A 23,056-nucleotide genomic window follows, 5' to 3' on the forward strand; every position below is an offset into this window, starting at 1 on the left:
AGCAAATGTATTGTAAATGCGGCTGTCATTCAGCCCATTGTACCTGTCATCCTGAGCTTGCGAAGGATCTTTTCACGCGTGAACGACTGGCGTACCAACGACTCGTTCTGCCGTGAGAAGGTCCTTCGCAAGCTCAGGATGACAGGTACAATGGGCTGAATGACATTATCTATTGTCCACCCGTGCTACCTGTTTTGCTGCCTAGCTGCTCCAACAACTCCTTCACAGCCGTATCCAACTGCACGTCGCGACCGGTGTAGCTCTCACCGATGGGGCGCTTCACGGCCACATCCACGGGTCGCGGATTCATTTCCATGATCTGGCCGTCGCGGGCGGCGCGAATGGTGGTGTTGGGTAGGCGCAGGCTAGAGCCGTCGAGCAGTGACACGTTGTAGGTGAAGATAATCCAGCCGCCGGTGGGCTCGCCTACCACCTTGCCCAGCTTCAGAGCACGGTAGCCTTCCGTAAAGTCCTCGGCATCAGACAACGAATGTTGGTTGGTAACCAGGATGGTAGGCCGTTCTACGGTTCGCTGACCCAGGGAGGCGCGGGCGGGCATGGGGCCATCCTGGTCGCGGCGCGTCATGGTGAGGTAGCTGCGGCGCGCGAGCACGTCGATGGCGTACACGTTCACGAAGCCGCCGTTGTTGTTGCGCACGTCTACCACCACGCCGTCGCGGCCCAGGTTTTCGGTGTCGAGGTCGAGGTAAAGCTGGGCCAGCGAGTTAGCCGACATATCGTACATGTGCACGTAGCCCAGCCGCCCGCCGCTGACTTTATCCACGTAAGCGCGGCGTTCCTCCACCCATTGCCGGTAAGCAAGACCCTTCTCGGTGTCACGGCTGAGGGGGCGCACTACCACCTCGCGGGTAGCCCTAGCAGCTGGCGCAACGGTTGCTTTTTGCTTCTTGCCCCGCTTGGTTGTCACGGCCGGGGTAGGGGCCACGGTACCCGCCAGGCGCAGTGTTACGCGGCGGTTGACTTTGTATTGCAGTAGGTCTTCCAGGTTGGTAGTAGGAGTAATTGGCACGCCGTCAACGGCTTCTAGCACCTCGCCGGGGCGGATGCCGGCCAGAGCACCCGCACTGAGGGGTAGGACTTCCGTCACGCGCAGGCGGCCATGCTGCTCATACTCAGCCGCATCGAAGCGCAGACCCAGCCGGCCGGTGGAGGGAGCAATGCCCCCACTGCCCGAGTTGCCAGGGTTCAGGCCCAGGTGCGAGGCATTTAGTTCGCCAATCATCAGATTGGTGAGGCGGCGGGCTTCATCAGGCGTTTCGGCGCCAGCAATGAGGGGGGCGTAGCGGGCGCGCTCGGCGGTCCAGTCCACGCCGTTGAACTTGGCATCGGCGAAGTGGTCGTGCAGATAGCTCCACGCCTGATCGAACACGGCCAGTTTCTCTTGGTCAAAATCTACCTCCATCTCGGCCGATACGGCCAGGGGCTGCGCTTTGCCTCCAGCCTCCACAGGCACCACCTGAATTTTACCTTGATCGAGGTAGTAGATTTTCTTGCTATCAGGCGAAAACTGCGCCTCGCGCTTGCTGCCCGTAGTGGACGTGAGTTGGCGGGCCACGCTGCCTTCCTTACCCAGTTCATCCAGCGAGTATAGGTAGAGGTTGGATTGGTTGGCTGCGTAGCCCGTGACCACCAGCCACTTACCATCGGGGCTGATGCGGTGGGCGCCTACGTTCAAGCCAATTGGGAGCAAACTCAAGCGCCGACGAATGTCAGTGAAGTTGATATTGACGGGGCCTTTCAGCGGGCTGGTTTTGGCTTTGCCCTTGGTGCCCGTCGAGTCGAGGAGGGCGGCCGTGGTGGCCTTGTCTGGACCAGCGGGCGTCGCGGGCTTCAGGGTAGGGGCCGTATTCTTGTCGGCGGGGGTAGGCACGGAGGGGGCCGGGTCGCGGAACAGGTCGCGGAACTGGTCCTCGCGGAAGCGTGGGGTGCGCAGTTGCAGGTCGATGCGGGCAATCTGCGCGTCTTCGGTGCGCTGGCCGGTGTCGAAGAGAATATACTTGCCATCGGGGCTCCACGATACGGCCGTGCTGTTGGCATTCGCCACAAAGCTCACCGGCCGGGCCTCGCCACCCGTCCCCGGCACCACCGATACGTTGGTGAAGCGCCTACCCCGGTTCGGCATGAAGGCCAGCCACTTGCCATCTGGCGACCAGGTAAACGACCGGTCGGCGTGCAGCGGTGGCCGGTCGAAACTGGCCGAGGCTACCACCTTTTCCTTCTTCGTGGTGAGGTCCAGCACGCGCAATTCCTTGGCGTCGTGCTCGTAAGCCAACTGGCGACCATCGGGCGAGAGACGTGGAGCGGCATCGTTGGCGGTGCCGCTGGTAAGGGCCGTTTCCTGGCCGGTCCCAATATCGTAGCGGTACACATGGGCTGCGCCGTTTCGCTCGCCTACATACACCAATCCGCGGCTATCGGGCAGCCACGACACGTCCGACTCGGCACCGGGTGTGGTGGTGATGCGCACGGCTTCACCCCCTTCGGCCGCTGATGCGGCAAAGATTTCACCGTGAATGATAAACGCTACCTTTTTACCATCGGGCGAGAGGGACAGCTCCTGCAAACGGTCCGTGAAGCGCTGGCGCTCCACCACGTTGCCCGCTGGCGCCCCCCGCCGTCGAATATTTACCTCGTGCACCTGCCCGTTGCGGGTGTCCATCGACCAGATTTTAAAGTCGCGCTCAAATACAATCAGTTGACCATCAGCGGAAATAGTCGGCCACAGCACCCGTCCGTCCTTGAAGCTGGTGACAGGTTGCGGATTGTTACCGTTGGCTTCCATCCGCCAGATGTTTTCGGCTCCGTTGCGGTCCGATACGAAGAACAACTGCTGCCCGCCGGCTGCCCACATCGGCCACAAATCCTTGGCGCCGCCGTGGGTGAGGGCCGTATAGGTAGGGGTGCCGTTTTGCTCGCGCCGCAGCCAGATTTCGGCCTCGTCTAAGTGGCTGTGACCGTGGCGCCACCACTGGCGGTCGGCCACGCCGCGGGCCGCAAAGGCCAGCGTTTGGCCATTGGGAGAGGGAGCCGCGAAAAACTCGTTGGCGTAGTGGTCGGCACTTACCGGCATGGGCGTGCCGCCAGTGAGGCGCACCCGGTAAATGTCGTTCATGGAGGCAATGTCGTGGCTGGTGGACGAGAAGTAGAGCCACTTACCATCGGCAGTCCACGCGTCGAGCTGTTCCGGGGCGTCGTCGAACGTCAGGCGGCGGAGCGCGCCGGTTGCCAGCGTGAGCACGTACACGTCGCCGTTGCCGGTGCGGGTGGAGGTGAAGGCCAGCTGGGTGCCGTCGGGCGAGTAGAGCGGCCGTCCCTCGGTGGCTGGGTGGGCCACCAGCAGGTGGGCTTCGCCGCCCGCCACCGGCACCGTCCAGATGTCACCACCCGATACGAAGGCCAGTTCCCGGCGGTCTGGCGATACAGCCGGCTCAGCGTAAGCCGATTGCGCGGCCGGAGCTTGGGCCAGCAAGGGTAGGGTAGGAAGTAGGAAAACGGCCGCAGCCAGGCCCAAACGAGAACGTAGGTGTGGTGTCATAGGAGAGCAGCTAAGAAGGCAAACTACGCATCACCGACGCAAGTAAAAGGGGGAGGGCTGCTTTTTTTTGCTGCGTGCCGACTATTGGTTGATCAGATACTGCATTTTTACGGCTGTATTTCGTGCAAATCACCGTCTATGAGCCTTTTCCCTACCCAGTATTCTACCCTGTCTGCCGCGGCCCTGCGCCTGTACATCGAGCAGGCGTATGGTTTCACGGGCCTGACGTGCCGGTACCTGCTGCGAGGCGTCAGTGACACGTACGTGCTGGAGGGCTCCGCCGCGAAATACATCCTGAAAATCTATCGTGAGGCGCACCGTTCCCTGGACGAGATTCGGGGAGAAGTGGCCTTGCTGACGTTGTTATGCGACAACGGAGCCCGTGTAGCCGCACCCCTGGCCGATGCAGCGGGGGAGTACGTGCAGCACTTTGCAGCGGCCGAGGGTTCCCGCCACGGCGTGCTGTTTGCCTACGCCGAAGGTAACAGCGTGTACACCCTAAGCGACGCGCAGCTACGCACGGTGGGCCGCGAAATGGCGCGTGTGCACAACTGCACGGCTGGCCTGCAACTGCCCTACCCGCGGCCCATCTACAACGTAGCCACTACGCTCACCGGGCCTTTGCAGGTGCTGGAACCATCGTTTCAAGCCTACCCCGAAGGCCTAACCTACCTCCGCGAACTGGCGGCTGCCGTGGAAAGAAAACTCGCCGAATTCGACCTTGGTGCCTTCGGCTACGGCTATTGCCAATACGATTTCCTACCCAAAAATTTTCACTTCGATGCCCAGGATGCCCTCACGTTTTTCGACTTTGACTTCGCCGGGCAAGGCTATCTGGTGAATGACGTGATGAGCTTTTTCGTGCATTTCTTTCTAGACCGATACTATAAAGGGGTGCCACCTGCCGAAGCGGAGCGGGCGTTTGCGGTATTTCTGGCTGGCTACCGCGAGGTGCGCCCGCTCTCCGAGGCGGAGCTGGCGGCCATTCCCTACCTCGGCGTCATGTTCTGGACCTTCTACCTGGGTTTCGCCGCCGAAAACTTCGACGACTGGTCGAATTTCTTTTTCACCCCTCGATACATTCAAGAGCGCGTAGCCCTGATTAAGCAGTGGGTGGAGTGGTATGGCGTGGGGTAGCACTGTAGCCTGTGCCTCCATAGTAGCTATGTCGCATCTGTTTGTCTCTCTAGTGTGCCCTTGAGCTTACGCAGCCCTACCTCAAAGTACCATCGTAACGATGCCAGCGCACGCGCCAAACCCAATTAGCAGCACCAACAAGGCGCTCAGAAAATACGGTGCCGCGCTACCCTGCGCAGGCTGCACGAGATACCCAACTCCGATCAGAATATTTACGAGCGCCTGTAGCACATACCCATAGGCAAACAAGATCGTATAGATAGACTGCTCCGGAAACAGGCCAGTTAGCACAGCCGCCACTGTGGCGGTTGCCAACAGTATCAGCAGGTTGTTGCGCAGAGTATGACCAGGTTTGGGGGGAGTCCTCTCAGATTTCACGGCAAGTACTAATCAGCGGGTGTCGAGGTGAAAGTGACTGGCACAGTCGCTGAATCCCACAATAAATACAAGCAGGGCCGCAATTAGAAATGTGGCCACTTTTCGGCCGGAACCACCCTGTGTTATAATGAAGAGCGCGCCTAAAAAATCCACAAATGCCAGACAAAAAAGCAGAGGGAAAACACCCTCCTGAGGTGCCAGCATTTCCCGCCCAACGTGCAATAGCAACACTAGTCCCAAATTCAGCAACAGAATGCGGCCAACAGGACTTTTGGGCTTCTCGGGCTCGTTGTTCATAGCACCGGAATATCGCGCAGCACTTGCAGGCGTGCTAGTTTCTCCTCATCGCGGTAGAGCATGTTCATCGTCTCGAACGGAATGATTTTTAAATCCTTACTCACAATGTGCACGCAGGATTTCTTGATGGCGCGCACGTCGAAATTCCAGGCATCCATGAATTGCAGGATAATCACCCGGAAAAGGTTCTCATACTTCAGGTTGGGCGCCTGAATGGTAGGCAAACAGCACAACAGCTGGTTTAGCTCGGGCGTGATGGTATCCACCGTATTAGCCGTGCTGAACAGCTTGAGCAGGTGCTGACGCAGGCGCGGATCGTGCTCATATACAATGGTGTTGCCGCCGCTTTGCAGCAGCTCGGCGGGTTGCACGTAGCGTGTGAGCGGAAATACCTCGCCGCCGAGCTTCAGGGCATAGCCCATCACCAGCGCGTCGGGGTTGCAGGGCACCGGCAGCAGATCTTCGGCCGTAAATAGGCTCTGGTCGATAACGCCCTGGCGGGTTTCGGTGAGCGTGAGGCGGTCGGTGGCGGGGTCAAAATTCTGGAGGCGGCCAGCGGCCTGGGTAGGCTGAAACGTGACGCCGCGCACGCACCGCTGCTGCAAGGCAAAATCGATGATTTCGCCCATTTCGTTGTCGTTGAGGCCCTTTTGCAGGGTCACGACCAGGGTAGTGCTGAGGTTGTGGCGGTTCAGGTTTTCCAGGGCTTGCAGGCGCACTTCGCGCAGGTCGCGCCCGCGCATGGTTTCCAGCACCTCCTTCCGGAACGAGTCGAACTGCAAATACACCTCAAACGCGCCCTCGTAGGTAGCCAGCCGGGCCACAAAGGCGGGGTCTTTGGCCAGGCGCACGCCGTTGGTGTTCACCATCAGGTGCTTGATGGGCTTGCGCTTGCACATGTCCAGAATCTCCCAGAACTGCGGGTGCAGGGTAGGCTCGCCGCCCGAAATCTGCACCACGTCGGGCTCGCCTTCATTTTCTACCAGCGTATCTACCATCGCCTCCACCTCTTTCAGGGTGCGGTGCCGGCCGTGGGTAGGGCTGCTCTCGGCGTAGCAGGTAGGGCACGTCAGGTTGCAGCGGTCGGTAATCTCAATAACGGTGAGGCAACTGTGTTGCTCGTGGTCGGCGCAGAGGCCGCAGTCGTAGGGGCAACCGTAGTGGGTAGCGGTGTTGAAGCGGCGTGGCGTTTCGCTGGGCTTCACATAGTTGCGGATGCTCTTGTAGTACTCAATATCGGTGGCAATGAGCACCCGTTGCCGGCCGTGCTCCGGGCAGCGCTTGAGCATGTACACGCCGCCGTCTTCAAAAACAATCTTAGCCTCTACCCGACGCAGGCAATGTGGGCACAGGCTTAGGGTGAAGTCGTAGTAGGTATAGGGGCGTTCGGGCATGAAGAAATTAATTATAGATTGAAAATAGATTATTTCCAATGCCAATTTTTAGCGTTGCTATAAGGTATTTGAAATTTGTTAGCTATACTGGTTAACTGTTTTTTTAATTCATATGGTTGATTTAGCGCACTTTTAGGTATAATTAATGAGTGTGCAATTGAAGTTTTTAAATAGAATGCAGTTGGTGCTTCAACTATTTCAGATAACTCAGATAAGCTCATGCGACCCTCTGAAATCCTATCTTTTGTTAATAACTCATCTTCTTTTATATTAATATAAATTTCTTCGTTAAACCGCGTTTTATAGTTTTATTTTATAAAATTCTTGTAATGCTTTTTATAGCGTTTACGAGTATAATACGGAAAGAATAAGCCACTTATAATTGTAAAAAATAAAAAATAGTACATCAATACAAACATGTGTTGTTGATAGAATAGGACGGCTAAGAAAGTAAAAGCTAAAGTCGTAATCAGCCAACTCTTTTTCCTGTTTGTATTAATTCTACTTGATTGACTCGCTAAATAGAGCTGGTGATTTAGATAATCCTCTGAGTTTAAAGTGTATTTAATTTCCATGAATAATAAAGTTGTTACGTATTTTGTTTTGTTTGCTTGAGTAATACCACAACCAAATATAATATCCCAACCCCATCACACAAGCCCACTGAATGGCCGTAAGGCCCCAGCCACTCGGTGCGGGGGTAGGCTTGATGAACTCTACCAGCAGCCGAAACGCCAAATACCCGACCATAAACCACCGGAACCGCCAGCCATCCGGCAGCGGCTGGCGGCGCTCGGTGAGCCACAGGGCCGCGCCCAGCAGCAGGAGCCAAGTGATTTCGTAGAGGTTGGTGGGGTGGCGCGCTACCCCGTCGCCGAAGTTGGTGCCCCAGGGTAGAGAGGTAGCCGTGCCGAAGGTGCCGTCTTCGAGGCCCGAAAAGTGGCAACCGAGCCGCCCGATGCACATGGCCAGCAGGATGGGAAACACCATTAGGTCGCCGCTGGAGGCAGTGACGCCCAGGCGCTTTTTGGTGAGTTCTACGCCAACGAGGCCGCCGAGCAAGCCGCCCACAATGGTTTTGTTGGTGAGGTAGTAGGGCCAGCCGCCGGGCGGATGCAGCAGCAGTGCGGGGTGCTCCAGCAGCCCCAGCACCCGCGAGCCCAGCAGCGCCCCGGCCGCGCAGCCCACGAAAATCCAGAGGCGGTGCTCGTCGGAGATACGGTCATGGAAACGGGCGCGTAGATGCTGATAGAGCCGGTAGCCGATGGTATAGGCCAGCATTTCCAGCAGCAAGTGTACTGGCAGTATAACCGGGCCAAGCGCCAAACGAAGGGGGTAGGTCATGGAAGGTTACTTTTCGGCCTATTGGCTAATATTGCTGATTCTTCCCAAAATCCATTGCGCGGCAGCTCACGCGGCTTGTGCTTCCTACCCCCGTGATGATGCTGCTACGGCTTGGTATCGTTTTGTTCTTGCTTGGCGCGGGCATGCTCTACAGTGTGCGGGCCAGCAAGCTGACCCCCGGCGGTGCCCTCACAGGCGGGCTGTTGGGCGCCCTCATTTATCTGGGCGGCGGCTTTGGCGGGTTGAGTATGCTGGCCGCGTTTTTCCTGCTGGGCTCTGCGGCTTCGGGCTGGCACCTAGCAGAAAAGCGCCGGCTGGGGCTAGCAGAAGAAAACAAAGGCCGGCGCACGGCGGGCCAGGTGGTTGCCAATGCTGGCGTGGCCGCTCTGGCCGGCTTGTGCGGCTGGCTGCTACCTGCCCAGGCTGCCCTATTTCAGCTGCTGCTAGCAGGAAGCTTCGCCGCCGCTACTGCCGACACCCTGGCCTCAGAGCTAGGCAACGTCTACGGTAGGCGCTACTACAACGTCCTCACGCTACGGCCCGATACGCGCGGTCTGAACGGCGTAATTAGTCTGGAAGGCACGCTGTGCGGCGTGGCGGGTAGCGTCCTCATCGCGGGGTTGTATAGCCTGAGCGTCGGCTGGGGTAGGGAATTTGGCTGGCTGGTGCTGGCTGGCACTGTAGGCAACCTAACCGATTCGGTGCTAGGAGCTACTCTGGAACGGCAGCATCGCCTGAGCAACAATGCGGTTAACTTTTTGAATACGCTAGTGGGAGGACTGGTAGCGGGATTGTGGTATTGGGCAGTAAATGCTGGTCTATAAGTTGAATAGTTCAGCAGCAATAATATGATAGTATTAATTGTGCTATCTCGATATTCCTACTTCCCACAACTCATTGCGGAATATTACATGTCGAGCAGTGGTGTTAGCAGGTAACTCATTGCGACGCATTAAGTAGCCGTGGGGTTGATTAGGGATAAGATAGGCGTCGTCAAATACATACTTGCCAAAGAAAAATACCTCATATCTATCGTTACGGATTGAATACTGTGCGTGCTGTTGAAAATCTCGGGGTGGATATTGCGTGAAAAACAACGCGTATATATAGTGTACGTCACTAGTAATTTGAACTTGTGCAACAGGCAACTGCTTAGCAGCGTTAAATGCTTGGTCTAATCCTTCATAAAAATGAGTACGGATGCCACTACTTCGGTAAGAGGTAAAGTAATGACGCACTGCAAAGCCGCTTTCTACCACTAGCCACATCACTACTAGCGTGCGCAGCAACGGTTTAGAAACCCAAGTGTTTGTATGTTCGATAAGCAAATCAACCAACCAAGTCATCAATACCATTAGAGGTAAGTAAAAGTGATTGAAGCGGTTGACATTTAACGTGAATAAAAAAATCATAGGTAGAGTACCCAGTGCCCAGAAAAGGAAGATGGTAATAACTATATGGCTTGGCTGAGTCGTCCGGCGGCGTAGCTGACGGATAAGCACGAATACGGCCGCTACCATGCCGATAAGTCCTATCGGCAGCGAAAAGAGCAGCAGCAACGGGAAATTCGGCATTAGATTATATACACTGCCATCTTGGAATCCTGAATTAAAAAAGGTGCGATTAGCATATAGTACATCCAATCGTTGCTCCGGATTAATCTGCGCTAAACGATTAAATGGTGGAAGAGGCGTTGAAAAAAACAAAGAATCAGCCCATGCCATATTATGGTTAAGTATATGATGTTCGATAATAAAAATTATAAAAGGGAAAGCGACTACTACAAAAAATACCGATGCCAGCAGCCAGGCCTTTCGGTGTTGCCATATATGGCGCTGGTAGCAATAGCCTATTAGCATTACCATAATGGGCAACACAATAATGGTAGTGCCATATGCGTACAACGCCAGTGCGAACGGCAATAAACTTGGGATAATCCAGCGGCGTTTATGCGTGATGAGGGCGCGTGATAATAAAACGCAGCCTAGCAGCATGAAGAAAGACACCAGATTACTTTCCAGCGCCCACCGCGACATCATAAAATGCCAAGGGACCACAGCTACCAAAAACATACCCAACAGTGATGGGTAACGACCAAGTGGACGTAGCCCCCAGCCTAGCAGCGGTAATGTGAAAATGCCCAATGCAACTGGTATCAGACGGGCAGAAGAAATGGACAAACCGAATATTTTCACCACTGGAACCATCAGGTACGACAGGAGCACGTTTTGGCCACTGCCCCACGATGGGAAGTAGACTGGTAACGTATTGCCCCACCGGTCCATGCCGGTTTCAGCCAGACAGTACGCTTCATATGCACTGCTAGCCTCGTCCTGGTTGAAGCCCGGTGGAAGGGTAGGAAATTGAATCAACCGGAGCGCAGCTCCTACTAAGCAAATCAGAATAAAAAAAAAAGGGTATAAACGGCGTTGAGCAATAGTATTTTGTAGTAACAAGGGCATAAAGGAACCAGTGTATTAAAAGGTATAAAGGTCTCAAACGTACTGAAAACTCCGTTTTAGGGCTTCTCACCTAGCCACTTACGCAATAGGCGCACGGCGCGCTGCTGGCTGTGGCCTTCATCTATAGTGCCAAGGGTAGCATTGTAGTAGGCCGCGCGTTGGTAAAGGTCCAGCGGCTTGTGCTGTTGATACTGACGTAACAAGGTGTCTAATTCTGGCAATGAATGGGCGCGGGGGACTAGGCCGTGCGCTACGTAGCCGTAGTAATCGTCGGTGCCGGCGTGGGTGCCGAAGCGGTAATAGATGCTGGCTACGTTCAATAAAGTGGCCTCTAGGTGGGTGGAGGTATCGGCGGCTACGAGGGCATCCTGCTGATGCAGGAACTCGAAGACGCTTTCCCGGCGGGCGTCGGAGAAGCGTAGCGTAGGATGCTGCTGACGCAGCGCAGCAAAGGTGCGTGAGTCGCTGGGGTGAGGGCGGAAGGTGAAGGTGAGGGTAGGGAACGCACGCAGTAGGTAGTCCACCGCCTCGATAACAGCGGGTGTTTCGTCAAGGAGGTTGATGGCCACACCCACGCGTTGCACCTGTGAATTTTCGTTTTTTTGGTCGAGAAACGCATCGGCCTTGGGCATTCCAACCAATTCTACTTTTCCTTGCACGGGGCCGCACTGACGATACTTATTTAATGCGTCCTGTCCTTCTAGTAAGCTCAGATCGAAGCCGAGGGGCGGAAAGCTGGCGCTCACGCTGGCGTGCTGCACGTAGGCCGTTGGCACGCCTTCGGCGCGGCAGGCCAGCAGCAAGGCGCGGGCGTCGTCGTTGTGGTCGTTGGCAAATACTACGGCGCGGGGCTGGTAATGGCGCAGTGCGCGGCAGTACACCTCATAGTAACCGATGGCGTTGAAAATCAAGTTGAAAAAACGCCACGCCAGCCGTCCTTCCGTTTTTCGCAAGCCAACTAACGCTCCTGGAAACTGCCCATAATAGAGCAGCTTGCGCCGCAACGAGAGTCGATTTACCTGCTGGTTGTAGCGGCCAATCTGTTTGCTTTGCCCGGCTACCAGCACAGCGTCAGGTAGGGCCTCGCGCAGAAAATGCAGGGCTTCGTAGTTATTCTGACTCACCACATAGAGCCACACCTTGCCGTGCAGTTCCTCCGCATTGCGGATGGGCCGGAAAATGTTGCCTACCAGTCGCAATGCCGCATAGCCCGCTACCTTCGCCAGTCGCTTCCAAACGCTGCGCGGCGAAATACCTTCCAGCGTGCGCGCCGGCAATCCGGCAAACAACGGCGAAAAGCGCAGTTGTAGGATGTCGCGCAGGCGAAGGGTAGGAGGAGACATGGGGATGAAACGCAAAAAAAAGCTGTCATACTGAGCGCAACCGAAGCATCTCTACCGCTTCGGCTGCGCTCAGTATGCCTGTCTGGTAGCAGCACGCGAGATTTCTCCCGCTGGTCGAAATGACGAACTTACAGCATTTCCCACGTCAGGGGCGTGCCGGCGGCTAAATTTTGCCGGGCGGGCTTGCCCAGGAGCTGGTCGTAGTAGCGGGGGGGGAGGCCCAGGCCGGGGCGCACTACGCGCAAGTTGTCGGGGGTGAAGACCTCGCCGGCAGCAATGTCCTGGGCCACGTAGAGGGAGCGTTTGTAGAGACGCGATTTTTCCTCGGCGCGCTGCACGCCGTATTGAATCTGCCCCAAAGCCTGCCAGGCTCGTTCGGTTTCTATTACCAAGGCGGCTACCTCCTCCGGCTCCAGCGAGAAGGCTGAGTCTACGCCGCCGTCGGCTCGGCGCAGGGTTACGTGTTTTTCTACCACACAGGCACCCAGAGCTACAGCGGCCACAGCCGCGCCTACCCCAGCGGTGTGGTCGGAAAGGCCGATGGGTGAGGCTGGAAACAGCTGGGCCAAGTGCGGGATGGTGCGGAGGTTAGTATTGAGAGGCGTGGCAGGGTAGGTGCTGGTGCATTTCAGCAATACCAACTCCTGGCAGCCGGCGGCGCGTAGCACCTGCTCGGCCTCGGCTACCTCGGCCAGGGTGCTAGCGCCGGTGCTCATAATAACGGGTTTGCCGGTAGCAGCCACCCGGCGTAGCAGGGGCCAGTCGGTATTCTCGAAGGAGGCAATCTTGTAGGCCGGTACATCGAGCGTTTCCAGGAAATCCACGGCCGACTCGTCAAACGGCGAGCTGAAAGCCAGCATGCCGTGCTGTTTGGCGCGTTCGAACAGCGGCTGGTGCCAGTCCCAGGGCGTGTAGGCCTCCTGGTACAGCTCGTGCAGCTCGCGGCCAAACCACAAGGAGTTGGGGTCGTCGATGCGGTAGGCGCCGGGCAGCGTCATGGTATCGGCGGTGTAGGTTTGCAGCTTGATGGCGTGCGCGCCGGCTGCGGCTACGGCATCTACTATCGCTAGGCCGCGCTCCAGGCTTTGGTTGTGGTTGCCGCTTAGCTCGGCAATAATAAACGGCGGTTGGTCGGGGCCAATGGCGCGGCCACCGATGGTGATGGTAGGCATGGGTAAGGAAGATGCAGGCGTCATTTCTCGCAGAGGTTCGCGGAGGTAGGCGCAGAGGTTCGCGGAGGTAGGCGCAGAGGTTCGCGGTGCGCGAAAATCGTTAAGCCACCCACGCAAAGGTAACAGATTCGCCCGCCGACTGCTGCGCAAATCCCGCCCGTTCAAACGCTCGCACCGAGGCCACATTGGCTGCCAGCACCTGGCCTTCTACCCGCCGCACTTCCGGAAACTGCTGGAGCAGTGCCCGCACGCCAGCTACTAGCAACCCCGCTGCCAGCCCCCGGCCGCGGTGCGTGGCCGCCAGCAGATAGCTCAGTAGGGCCGTATCGTCTTCCACTATAAACCGAATCAGGCCAGCCGACTCATGGGTAGTTTCGTCTTCGGCCAGCAGCAGGAGCGTGTCTTCGTCCTGAAGGCGGTTGACGAACCACCGCTCGTGGTCTTCGCGGGTGATGGGGGTAGGGATGAAGGAATACTGGCGCACGGCTGGCTCATTGGCCCAGGCCAATAGCTGGTCCGAATCGGCGTCGACTACGGGGCGTAAGTGCAAGGGCAGCGTGGGGAGCAGCAGGGCCGCAAACTCCTGCCGCAGCCGTTGGGGTGTCAAACCATCGAAGTGCTGGTGCTGGGCCTCGCGCAGCTGCTCGGCAATACGGTCGGCTTCGGGCGAAGTCAGGACGTTGCCCACGCTAAGGTAGGGGAGGGCCAGACCCGCGCCGCGCAAATACCGGTCGAGGTCGTGCTGATTGGTGGCAGTAGGTAGCAGAAATAGCAGTCCACCGCCAGCGGCGCAATATTCGTAGCTGATGGTGCTGGGCGAGCAGATGGCCGTGCCGCACTGACGCATCAGGTCGCGTAGGGCGGGGGCGGGCAGGTTGCGGTGCAGCAACAGGCGCGGCTGGTCGTCGGCCCACTGTTGCAGGCTTTCCCACTGGTCGTAGGCGCTGCCCACCACGGCGTGCACTTGGCGCACGGTGGGTAGCAACAGCAGCCGTGTGGCAGCGCGTTGGGTTTGGTGGGTAGGGTCTGCGCCGCCCAGGCAGAGTAGCACCGTGCCTGTATCGGCCGTTGCAGGGGGTAGGGCGGCCGCCTCCCGGAAAGCGGCGCGCAACGGCGCGTAGGCTGGTCCGGCCAGCAAGCGGGCGCCGGGCTGGCGCAGCTCATACTCGGCCTCCGTGACGCCCCCTGCTGGGTTCAGCACTAAGTCGGCCATTGAAGGAAACGTGTGCAGGTCATCCAGACACACCAGCTTCTGTACAGCTGGGCGCACAGCCTGCTGGTAGGTCAACTCAAAATCATAGCCATCGAGCACCAGCACATCGGTGGGGCGCAGGGCGTACTGGCGCAGCCAAGCCGGTTCGCCGCCAGCGGGCATAGGGGGCATTTCCACTACTTCGTCGCAGGTAGCCAGCAGCAAGTCGCGTACGGCCGCGTCGGGCTCCTGTATCACAAATACGCTGTGAAACCGGTCGCGTAGGATTTCGGCCAAGGCCAATAAGCGCATCACGTGGCCCAAGCCAATGCGCGGATTGCCATCGGCGCGAAGTAGGAGACGAGGTTTCAAGTAAGAAGGAAGAATTAAGAATGAAAGATAGGAGGCGTTTAGACTGTCATGCTTCGACTCCGCGCAGCATGACGGGATGAACTGATATTTTTGCTCAATTACACCTTTTTCTGCTCCACATGCGCGTTTATGGCCACCAGATCGGGGTGCTCCTCCAATAACTGAATTAGCGTGTCTACGTCGAGCTGGTCGGCGCCGTATTGCTCAATCAGTGTCTTAATCAACTCAAAATCCTCGGCTGTGTCTACCGTGAGGCGGTAGCGGCTGCGGTCGGGCACGCGGCTGGAATGGCGGAAATGCACCTGCCCCGACCGATTCTGGTGGATGTAGGGCGTCACGTGTTCCCGGTCGCTGGGCAGGGTAGCCCGCTGGAAAGCTTCTTCCAGCAGCTGCCGCGAGAAGATTTCAAAGTCGAAGCCCCGTGGGTATGTGCGGCGCAGCACATTGGAGAGGTAGAGGTAGGGATTGGCCAGGCGCACGTACTCGCGCACGCACGAGGCCAGCAGCGGCCCATCAATGAGCGGACAATCAGAAGTGACGCGCACGATAACGTCGAGGCCATGCTCCTGTGCGCATTGGTGGTAGCGGCCCAGCACATCGTGCTCGTCGCCGCGGGTGCAGGGAATGTTATTTGCCGCCGCAAAATCTGCCAGCCGATCATCCTCCCAGTTGGTAGTGGTAGCCAGGTACAGCGGCAATCCGCTTTGGCGTAGGCGCTGCACGTGGTAGTGCAGCAGCGGCTGTCCCGCAATAGGTTGCAGCACCTTGCCGGGTAGGCGCGTGCTGGTCATGCGAGCCTGAGAGATGATACCGATGTTAGGAGTTGCGAGAGTCATAAGCAAAAAACATCGTTTCTACGAAAAATTACCCCGCCACAAACTCCCGCACGCAGTCGATAACGTACTGCTGCTGCTCGTCGGTGAGGGTAGGAAACATGGGCAGGCTGAGGCAGCGGGCGTAGTAGGCTTCGGCGTGGGGGAAGTCGCCGGGCTGCCACCCCAGGCCGCGGTAGTAGGGCATAAGATGCACCGGAATGTAGTGAACCTGCGCAAAAATCTGCCGCTCGCGCAGGTAGTCGTACAAGCCCTTGCGGTCTTCTACCTCAATAATATATAAGTGGTAGGCATGACCGGCGCGGCCAGGTGCTACCGTTTGCACGCCTTCTATCTTACTAAACGCAGCATCATAACAAGCTGCTAATGCCCGACGGCGGGCCAGACCAGCATCAGCGCGGTGGAGCTGGCTAAGGCCCAGAGTAGCCAGCATGTCGGGTAGGCGGTAGTTGAAACCCAGCGTCTGCATCTCGTAGTACCAGCCGCCATCGTTCTGCTCCAGCAGGTCGGTATCTTTGGTGATGCCGTGGGTGCGCAATAGCAACAGCTTGTCGTAGAGCGCTTTGTCGTTGGTGGTGATGAGGCCGCCCTCGCCCATGGCAATGTGCTTCACGGGGTGAAATGAGAAGATGGCCACGTCGGCAAACTGCCCGTTGCCGCACCGCTGTTCCTTACCCTGACTATCCACAAAGAACCCACCCGGCGAATGCGCCGCATCCTCTAAAAGCCACAGTCCAAACTCGTCGCAGAGCTGGCGCGCTGCTTCCAGATCCACGGCCAAGCCCGCAAAATCCACTGGAATCAGGCCGTGGAAATGGCCTTTGGGATGAGCTTCCAACAGACGGCGTACGGCAGTCAGGTCAATCAACGCCGTTTCTGGGTCGATGTCGGCGAAATACACCTCGCCGCCGCAGTAGCGCACGCAGTTGGCCGAAGCCGCAAACGTGATGGGCGTCGTAATCACGCGCTGGCCCGGCTGCACGTCTAGCGCCAGCGCCGCCAAATGCAAGGCCGCTGTGCCGTTGCTGACGGCCACGGCGTAACGCACCCCAATGTACTCGGCAAAGGCCTGCTCAAACTCCGCCACCTTCGGCCCCTGCGTGAGGTAGTCGGAGCGCAGCGTTTCCGTCACCGCCCGGATGTCTTCGTCGGTGATGTGCTGGCGGCCGTAGGGGATGGGAGGGGTAGGCATGGGAGTGACTGGGTGATAGAGTGACTGAGCGGCTAAGTAATAGAACGGCAAGTAGTTGATGTTGCGTTTGTCATCCTGAGCTTGCGAAGGACCTTCTCACGTCAGCACGATACTCGTACCAACGACTCGTTCAATTGGCATAAGGTCCTTCGCAAGCTCAGGATGACAGGTGCGTTGACAACATTCAGCTACTCAACCTTTAAACCGCTTCAAAATCCGCGTCTACGTGCTGGCGGATTTCCTCGCGAATTTGCTCTGCCGATAGCCACTCTTCGTTGTTAGCGGAGTCGTAATGAAAGCCTACCGGCACGCGCTTGCCCTGGAAATGCTGGATGAACTTTTCCACGTCCCAGATAGGCGTGAAGGGCAGAATAACGTAGTATTTGGGTAGCTCCACCGTGCTCAGGGAGTCGGTTTCGGTAATCATTTCCTCGTGCAGCTTCTCGCCCGGCCGGATACCCACAATCTCCTGGCGGCAGTTAGGGCCGATGGCTTCGGCTACCTCCGTAATCTTATAGGAAGGGATTTTGGGTACGAAAATCTCGCCGCCCCAGGCATGTTCCAGCGCGTAGAGCACCAGGTCCACGCCTTCGTCCAGCGAGATGTTGAAGCGCGTCATGTCGGGGTGGGTGATGGGCAATACGCCGGTGTGACGCTGCTGCAAAAAGAACGGCACCACCGACCCACGCGAGCCGATTACGTTGCCGTAGCGCACCACCGAAAACCGTAAATCCCGGCTACCCTTCATATTGTTGGCGGCCACAAACAGCTTGTCGGAGCACAGTTTGGTGGCGCCGTAGAGATTGATGGGGGCCGCGGCTTTGTCGGTGCTGAGGGCTACTACTTCCTTCACGCCGCAATCCAGGGCCGCATTTATCACGTTTTCAGCCCCGAAAATGTTGGTCTTGATGCATTCCATGGGGTTGTACTCGGCGGCCGGTACTTGCTTGAGCGCGGCGGCGTGCACAATAATATCTACACCCTCGCAGGCCCGCTTCAGGCGCGCCGCATCGCGCACATCGCCAATGAAATAGCGCATGGCCGGATACTGAGAGGTAGGAAACGTCTGGGCCATTTCGTACTGCTTCAGTTCATCGCGCGAGAACACGATGAGGCGCCGTACCTGCGGAAATTTTTCCAGCACGGTGCGTACAAATTGCTTACCGAACGAGCCGGTGCCGCCCGTCAGCAGCACCGATTTATGATTAAGGTCGAGGGCCATAAGGGAATTGGTAGAAGGGCAAAAGTACGGAGTTGTTCGTTGATGGGGTAGGTTATGAATTGGGTGGCAACAAAGAAACGAGTCATGCTGAGCGTAGCGGAGCGAAGTCGAAGCATCTCTACTGTGAGTGATTTCCAACGATTAGAATTAGCGTTGCGGTAGAGATGCTTCGACTTCGCTCCGCTGCGCTCAGCATGACTCGTTCTAATAAACTCAGATTTCTTGCTGCGCTCGAAATGACAGGCGGCCCAGGCTCATTTCGCGGGACACTCAGTAGCTTTGCTGGTTAGAAGGGTAGGCAGCACACCGCCGAAAACCGAATACGAACAACAGAAATCACCATGCCGGAGCCTATTAAACTCATTATCTGGGATTTGGACGACACGTTTTGGCGCGGCACGCTCTCGGAGGGTGCCGTGGAGGCTGTGGAGGAAAACCTGGCGCTGGTGCGCGATACGGCCGCGCGCGGGCTGGTGCATACCGTGGTTTCCAAGAATGACCTGGCTCCCGTAGAAGCCAAGCTAACGGAGCTGGGTATCCGCGACCTGTTCGTGTTCCTGCGGGTGAGCTGGCAGCCGAAAGGCGCCATTATCAAGCAGTTGCTGGAAGATATGCAACTGCGGGCTCCCAATGCCCTATTCCTCGACGACAACCCCGTAAACCGGGCCGAGGCACTCTATTACAACCCTACCCTGCAAGTAGCCGACCCCGTCGACCTACCCCACCTGGCCCCCCAGCTTCGCGCCGCCGGCAAGCCCGACCCTACCTTCTCGCGCTTGGAACAGTACAAGCTGCTGGAGCGCCAGCAGCAAGCGCGCGCCACCTACCACGACAACCTGGCGTTTCTACGCGACGCGCAGGTGCAGATTGAGTTCCGGGAAGGCGTGGCGGTGCTGCCCGATCTGGACCGCATAGAGGAACTGATTAACCGCTCCAACCAACTCAATTTCACCAAGCAGCGTGTCACCAAAGACGAGTTGCGCGCCAGCTTCCAGAGCCCGACTACCCGTTGGGGTACCGTGCGCGTGCGCGACCAGTTCGGCGACTATGGCTTGGTAGGGGTGTATGCCGTAGAACAGATAGATAACGCAGGTAGGGACGCCTTGCAGGCGCCCGCCGTTGCTAGTGCGAACGAAGGCAACCGACTGATACAGTTCGTGTTTTCCTGTCGAATTCTGCATCTGGGTATCGAGCAATTTACCTACGCCCACCTAGGTTTTCCGCGTCTGGAGGTGCAGGGCGAGGTAGCCACCGAACTCACCCAAACCGACCGCCCCGACTGGATTACTATCGTAACACCAATGTCGGAACAGCCTACTCCCGCCGCGCCAGACTCCGCTAAGCGCCTGCGCGTGCTGCTGAAAGGTGGCTGCGACTTGGGCCAGCTCACGCCGTTTTTGCAGGCCTTTCAGCTGGAAGTGGTGGAGGAATTCAACTATGTAAACGAAAACCAGGTGCCCGTGCATGTAGAGCATTTGGAGCTACTACGTCAGGGTAGTAAATTATCGGCATCGGAGCGGCAGCGTTTGGCGCGCCTACCCTTCCTCGGGGCTGAGGCCTTCGATACGAAGCTGTGGCAGGGCGACTATGACGTACTGGTATACAGTCCGTTGATGGATTACACCCAGGAGCTATACCGCGAAAAAAGTACCGGAATAGCCGTGCCGTTCGGGGGGTACTACAATCTGACGACGCAAGACCCCGCAGCCCAGGCTGCCAAACACGCTCGGCGAAAATTCCGGGGGATGGACGAAGCATTTTTGCGCCGATTTCAGCAGGAATTCACGTGTGTCGGTCAGGAAACACCCGCTGACTTCAAACAAAATCTTCGCTGGCTACGCGACCAACTACCGCCTACCCTCCCAATTTTCTTTCTCAACGGTGCCGAAATAGAAGTGCCCGGCTCCAGCGAAACCGGTGCCAAAGCACGACATCAGCAAATGAACCAAGCGCTGGCTGAGTTTGTGGTGGAAGCCGACAACTGCTACCTCATCGACGTGCGCGACTTCGTGCGCGAGCCCACTGATGTCACCAATAACCTGCGCCACTACCAGCGGGCGCACTATCGCACCCTGGCCCAACGCTTGGCCACAGCCCTCAGCGAATGGCAGGGTAGGAAACTAGCGCGCTCCGGCTGGCGTGACTTGAAAGCACGTCTGCTGAGCCGCCTACCGTGGTAGGGGCGCCTTGCAGGCGCCCCTACAGCAACTCTACCAACTGCTCCGTGAGGGCGCGGCGGGAATAGCGCGTATGGGCATTGCCTGGTAAATCCAGGTTAGAAGTGGTCTGCCATTGGGCTACCAGCTTTTCCAGATAAGCCAGCATAGCCGCGTAATCCAGGTAGGGAAAGGCCTGGCCCGCGCCGCACTGACGCAGAATATCATCGGCATCGGAGCCGGCCGGACCCACGCAGATAATAGGCTTGCGGGCTGCCAGGTACTCAAATATTTTTCCGGGCAAAATGCCCAGATTATTCGGCACGTCGGGAATGGCCATCAGTAGCGCTGTGCTCCGCAGCAAGTACCCCACCGACTCCTGGTGCGGCACAAAGGGTAGGAACTCGGTACGGTCGGCCAGGCCGGCCACGGCTACCTGCTGCCGTACGCCCTCCGATACCTTGCCCACAAAGCGCAACCGTAGCGGTACCGTGGGGTAGCGTTGGGTGCAGGCGGCCACGGCGCGCAGCAGTTCCTGCACGTGGTAGGTTTCGGAGATGGTGCCGGTGTGGGTAATCAGCAGCGCGTCGATAGGAGGGGTAGAGGGCTGGCGGAAGTCGCTCTCGTCGTAGCCGTTCGGGATGACGTGGAACTTACTTGGTTCCAGCCTCTTCGACTTACCCAGGAGCAGACGGCGCGTGTCGGGGCTGGTGGTGAGCACCACGTCGGCTTGTTCTAACACCTGGCGTTCGTAGCGGGCATCGAGCCAGCGGGCGGGCGCCGTTTGATGCAGCTCTTGCTGGTAGTAAATATCGGTCCACGGGTCACGCATGTCGGCTACCCAGCGGAAGCCGTAGCGCTTTTTCAGCTCTAAGCCAATGAGTTGGGTGGAGTGAGGCGGCGAGCTAGTGAGCACCGCGTCAAACTTTTCTCCCTGGGCTAGCAGCTGGGCTACGGCGCGCAGAGCATGGCGATTCCAGCCCCGGCGCGGATCGGGTAGGAAAAAATTGCCCCGCACAAATTTGAATAGCCGTTGCGTGAAGCTGGTTTTGCTTTCGTTGGCAAAGCCGCCGTACGGAATCTGCTCCCGCCGCGTGAGCTTTTTGTAGCTGCCAAACGGCTCCGAGGTATCGGTGCGGATAACGCGCACACCAGCCGGCACCTCCGCCAGCAGCGACTCATCCAGCACAGGGTAGGCGCCGCGCTCGGGGTCTACGGTCACCACGGTCGGCTCTACGCCCAGCGCCGGCAGGTGCTTCACAAACTTCAGACTCCGCTGCACGCCGGCCCCACCGGAGGGCGGCCAGTAGTACGTAATCACCAGCAAACGAAGCGGACGGGGAGCAGATACGGGCACGGGATAGTTCAAATGGAGGCGCGAAGGTACGCAGCCGCGGCTTTCCGGGGTTTTCTGGCTAATTTTGTAGAACTTCTCATAACCTCCTATCTGTTTTGAGAAAGTTGGTGCTTCTGATACTTGCTTTTTTCAGGAGTTGCTGACTTCATATCATCACGGGTAGCCAACGAGAAATAGGGCAACGCAGCTTACCAACGCGGTTGCTGTTTGCCCTTTCTGTACCTCTGCATACTCTCCGATTTCATGTTTGATAATCTCTCTACCAAACTCGACCGTGCGTTTAAAACCCTGAAAGGTCAGGGTAGCATCACGGAAATCAACGTGGCCGCCACCGTGAAGGAAATCCGCCGTGCCCTGGTGGATGCCGACGTGAACTACAAGGTAGCCAAGGAAGTAACCGACAAAATCAAGGACGAGGCCATGGGCCGCGACGTGCTCATCAGCGTGTCGCCGGGCCAGTTGATGACCAAGATTGTCTACGACGAGCTGACCGAGCTGATGGGCGGCGAGAAGCAGGACATCGTGATTAAAGGCGAGCCGGCCGTGGTGTTGCTCTCAGGCCTTCAAGGCTCGGGCAAAACGACGTTTGCCGGCAAGCTGGCTAACCACATTAAAAAGCAAAACCGTAACGTGCTGCTGGTGGCCTGCGACGTGTACCGCCCTGCTGCTATCGACCAGTTGAAGGTGCTGGGCGAACAGATTGGGGTAGAGGTGTATAGCGAAGTGGAAAACAAAAATCCCGTTGAGATTTCGCAGAACGCCATTGCCTACGCCAAGCAGAACAACAAGAAGGTAGTCATCATCGACACCGCCGGCCGCTTGGCCGTGGACGAGCAGATGATGCGCGAGATTGAGCAGGTGAAGCGGGCCATCAACCCCTCTGAAACCCTGTTCGTGGTGGACTCCATGACCGGCCAGGACGCCGTGAACACCGCCAAAACCTTCAACGACCGCCTGAACTTCGACGGCGTGGTGCTCACCAAGCTCGACGGTGACTCCCGCGGCGGCGCGGCCCTCTCGATTCGCGCGGTAGTAGAAAAGCCCATCAAGTTCATCTCGACGGGCGAGAAGATGGAGGCGCTGGACCTGTTCTACCCCGACCGCATGGCCCAGCGCATCTTGGGCATGGGCGACGTGATTTCGCTGGTAGAGCGCGCGCAGCAGCAGTTCGACGAGGACGAAGCCAAGCGCATCAACCAGAAAATCCGCAAAAACCAGTTCAACTTCGACGACTTCTTGTCCCAACTGGAGCAGATCAAGAAGATGGGCAACCTAAAGGACCTGGTAGGCATGATTCCCGGCATGGGCAAAGCCATGAAGGATGTGGACATTGACGACGACGCCTTCAAGCCTATTGAAGCCATCATCAAGAGCATGACGCCTAAGGAGCGCGCTCAACCTGAGCTGCTGAACGGTTCACGCCGCCGCCGCTTGGCTAAGGGTAGCGGCACGGATATTCAGCAGGTGAACAACCTGATGAAGCAATTTGAGGACATGCGCAAGATGATGCGTACCATGAACAAAATGAGCCAAACCAAAGGCGGCATGGCCCAAATGGCCCGCATGATGGGTGGCATGGGCAAAGGCGGCGGTAAGTTCTAGCAATTTGCCTACCTCCGCATAAAGCCAACACGGCCCGCATCCACTGG

General features: G+C 57.6%; 18 protein-coding genes. 4 read left to right on the top strand and 14 right to left on the bottom strand.

What is annotated here, in order from left to right:
* Positions 1-169: 169 nt before the first annotated feature.
* Positions 170-3,556, bottom strand: a complete 3,387-nt coding sequence (locus F1C16_RS04760; RefSeq protein WP_185283218.1) for a S41 family peptidase — start codon at positions 3,554-3,556, stop codon at positions 170-172.
* Between the two features lie 138 nt (positions 3,557-3,694).
* On the opposite strand from F1C16_RS04760, the gene F1C16_RS04765 reads away from it, so the two are divergent.
* Positions 3,695-4,693 (top strand): phosphotransferase enzyme family protein, encoded by a 999-nt coding sequence (locus tag F1C16_RS04765; RefSeq protein ID WP_185283219.1) that lies wholly within the window; start codon positions 3,695-3,697, stop codon positions 4,691-4,693.
* Positions 4,694-4,774: 81 nt separating this feature from the next.
* Here F1C16_RS04765 and F1C16_RS04770 read toward each other — a convergent pair whose 3' ends face one another.
* The 5 genes from F1C16_RS04770 to F1C16_RS04790 all read right to left on the bottom strand — a co-directional run bounded on the left by F1C16_RS04770 (position 4,775) and on the right by F1C16_RS04790 (position 8,106).
* Entirely contained in the window at positions 4,775-5,008 is a 234-nt protein-coding gene (locus F1C16_RS04770) for a hypothetical protein (protein ID WP_185283220.1), read from the bottom strand.
* A gap of 75 nt (positions 5,009-5,083) precedes the next feature.
* The gene (locus tag F1C16_RS04775; RefSeq protein WP_185283221.1) at positions 5,084-5,368 is read right to left on the bottom strand and encodes a hypothetical protein; all 285 of its coding nucleotides are present in this window, start codon (positions 5,366-5,368) and stop codon (positions 5,084-5,086) included.
* Positions 5,365-6,762 carry a radical SAM protein gene (locus F1C16_RS04780; RefSeq protein ID WP_185283222.1) on the bottom strand — a complete coding sequence of 466 codons (1,398 nt, stop codon included), beginning with the start codon at positions 6,760-6,762 and terminating at the stop codon, positions 5,365-5,367. Before F1C16_RS04780 ends, F1C16_RS04775 begins: the two co-directional genes overlap by 4 nt.
* A gap of 29 nt (positions 6,763-6,791) precedes the next feature.
* A complete protein-coding gene (locus F1C16_RS23295; RefSeq protein WP_185284223.1) occupies positions 6,792-7,043 on the bottom strand; it encodes a YcxB family protein in 252 nt (83 codons plus the stop codon).
* Positions 7,044-7,326: 283 nt separating this feature from the next.
* The gene (locus F1C16_RS04790; RefSeq protein ID WP_185283223.1) at positions 7,327-8,106 is read right to left on the bottom strand and encodes a prolipoprotein diacylglyceryl transferase; all 780 of its coding nucleotides are present in this window, start codon (positions 8,104-8,106) and stop codon (positions 7,327-7,329) included.
* A 77-nt stretch (positions 8,107-8,183) separates the two neighbouring features.
* Here F1C16_RS04790 and F1C16_RS04795 point away from each other — a divergent pair, with 77 nt between their 5' ends.
* Positions 8,184-8,930 carry a DUF92 domain-containing protein gene (locus F1C16_RS04795; RefSeq protein ID WP_219733404.1) on the top strand — a complete coding sequence of 249 codons (747 nt, stop codon included), beginning with the start codon at positions 8,184-8,186 and terminating at the stop codon, positions 8,928-8,930.
* Positions 8,931-8,972: 42 nt separating this feature from the next.
* On the opposite strand, the gene F1C16_RS04800 is transcribed toward F1C16_RS04795, so the two are convergent.
* The 7 genes from F1C16_RS04800 to pseB form a co-directional block, all read right to left on the bottom strand.
* Positions 8,973-10,568: a glycosyltransferase family 39 protein gene (locus tag F1C16_RS04800; protein ID WP_185283224.1), complete on the bottom strand. Its 1,596-nt coding sequence runs from the start codon at positions 10,566-10,568 to the stop codon at positions 8,973-8,975.
* Positions 10,569-10,624: 56 nt separating this feature from the next.
* On the bottom strand, positions 10,625-11,911 hold the full coding sequence (locus F1C16_RS04805) for a hypothetical protein (RefSeq protein WP_258049029.1): 1,287 nt from the start codon (positions 11,909-11,911) through the stop codon (positions 10,625-10,627).
* Between the two features lie 128 nt (positions 11,912-12,039).
* Complete coding sequence (gene pseI, locus F1C16_RS04810) at positions 12,040-13,107, bottom strand: pseudaminic acid synthase (protein ID WP_374940592.1); 1,068 nt, start codon at positions 13,105-13,107, stop codon at positions 12,040-12,042.
* Positions 13,108-13,183: 76 nt separating this feature from the next.
* On the bottom strand, positions 13,184-14,647 hold the full coding sequence (pseG, locus tag F1C16_RS04815; protein ID WP_185283225.1) for a UDP-2,4-diacetamido-2,4,6-trideoxy-beta-L-altropyranose hydrolase: 1,464 nt from the start codon (positions 14,645-14,647) through the stop codon (positions 13,184-13,186).
* Positions 14,648-14,745: 98 nt separating this feature from the next.
* Positions 14,746-15,483, bottom strand: coding sequence for a cytidylyltransferase domain-containing protein (locus F1C16_RS04820; protein ID WP_185283226.1), 738 nt, complete (start codon positions 15,481-15,483; stop codon positions 14,746-14,748).
* A 28-nt stretch (positions 15,484-15,511) separates the two neighbouring features.
* On the bottom strand, positions 15,512-16,672 hold the full coding sequence (gene pseC, locus F1C16_RS04825) for a UDP-4-amino-4,6-dideoxy-N-acetyl-beta-L-altrosamine transaminase (RefSeq protein ID WP_185283227.1): 1,161 nt from the start codon (positions 16,670-16,672) through the stop codon (positions 15,512-15,514).
* A 199-nt stretch (positions 16,673-16,871) separates the two neighbouring features.
* Complete coding sequence (pseB, locus tag F1C16_RS04830) at positions 16,872-17,894, bottom strand: UDP-N-acetylglucosamine 4,6-dehydratase (inverting) (protein ID WP_185283228.1); 1,023 nt, start codon at positions 17,892-17,894, stop codon at positions 16,872-16,874.
* A gap of 341 nt (positions 17,895-18,235) precedes the next feature.
* On the opposite strand from pseB, the gene F1C16_RS04835 reads away from it, so the two are divergent.
* Positions 18,236-20,074: a hypothetical protein gene (locus F1C16_RS04835; protein WP_185283229.1), complete on the top strand. Its 1,839-nt coding sequence runs from the start codon at positions 18,236-18,238 to the stop codon at positions 20,072-20,074.
* Positions 20,075-20,093: 19 nt separating this feature from the next.
* Here F1C16_RS04835 and F1C16_RS04840 read toward each other — a convergent pair whose 3' ends face one another.
* On the bottom strand, positions 20,094-21,407 hold the full coding sequence (locus F1C16_RS04840) for a glycosyltransferase family 4 protein (RefSeq protein WP_258049030.1): 1,314 nt from the start codon (positions 21,405-21,407) through the stop codon (positions 20,094-20,096).
* A gap of 243 nt (positions 21,408-21,650) precedes the next feature.
* Here F1C16_RS04840 and ffh point away from each other — a divergent pair, with 243 nt between their 5' ends.
* Positions 21,651-23,009 (top strand): signal recognition particle protein, encoded by a 1,359-nt coding sequence (gene ffh, locus F1C16_RS04845; RefSeq protein WP_185283230.1) that lies wholly within the window; start codon positions 21,651-21,653, stop codon positions 23,007-23,009.
* The last annotated feature ends 47 nt before the right edge of the window (positions 23,010-23,056 follow it).

Origin of the sequence: Hymenobacter sp. NBH84 (genome assembly GCF_014217645.1) — a bacterium.
GTDB classification, from domain to species: Bacteria; Bacteroidota; Bacteroidia; order Cytophagales; family Hymenobacteraceae; genus Hymenobacter; species Hymenobacter profundi.

Coding starts and splice junctions, on each gene's coding strand:
- F1C16_RS04760 (WP_185283218.1), bottom strand. CDS start 3,556: ATGACACCACACCTACGTTCTCGTTTGGGCCTGGCTGCGGCCGTTTTC.
- F1C16_RS04765 (WP_185283219.1), top strand. CDS start 3,695: ATGAGCCTTTTCCCTACCCAGTATTCTACCCTGTCTGCCGCGGCCCTG.
- F1C16_RS04775 (WP_185283221.1), bottom strand. CDS start 5,368: ATGAACAACGAGCCCGAGAAGCCCAAAAGTCCTGTTGGCCGCATTCTG.
- F1C16_RS04780 (WP_185283222.1), bottom strand. CDS start 6,762: ATGCCCGAACGCCCCTATACCTACTACGACTTCACCCTAAGCCTGTGC.
- F1C16_RS04790 (WP_185283223.1), bottom strand. CDS start 8,106: ATGACCTACCCCCTTCGTTTGGCGCTTGGCCCGGTTATACTGCCAGTA.
- F1C16_RS04800 (WP_185283224.1), bottom strand. CDS start 10,568: ATGCCCTTGTTACTACAAAATACTATTGCTCAACGCCGTTTATACCCT.
- F1C16_RS04805 (WP_258049029.1), bottom strand. CDS start 11,911: ATGTCTCCTCCTACCCTTCGCCTGCGCGACATCCTACAACTGCGCTTT.
- pseI (WP_374940592.1), bottom strand. CDS start 13,107: ATGACGCCTGCATCTTCCTTACCCATGCCTACCATCACCATCGGTGGC.
- F1C16_RS04820 (WP_185283226.1), bottom strand. CDS start 15,483: ATGACTCTCGCAACTCCTAACATCGGTATCATCTCTCAGGCTCGCATG.
- pseC (WP_185283227.1), bottom strand. CDS start 16,672: ATGCCTACCCCTCCCATCCCCTACGGCCGCCAGCACATCACCGACGAA.
- pseB (WP_185283228.1), bottom strand. CDS start 17,894: ATGGCCCTCGACCTTAATCATAAATCGGTGCTGCTGACGGGCGGCACC.
- F1C16_RS04835 (WP_185283229.1), top strand. CDS start 18,236: ATGCCGGAGCCTATTAAACTCATTATCTGGGATTTGGACGACACGTTT.
- ffh (WP_185283230.1), top strand. CDS start 21,651: ATGTTTGATAATCTCTCTACCAAACTCGACCGTGCGTTTAAAACCCTG.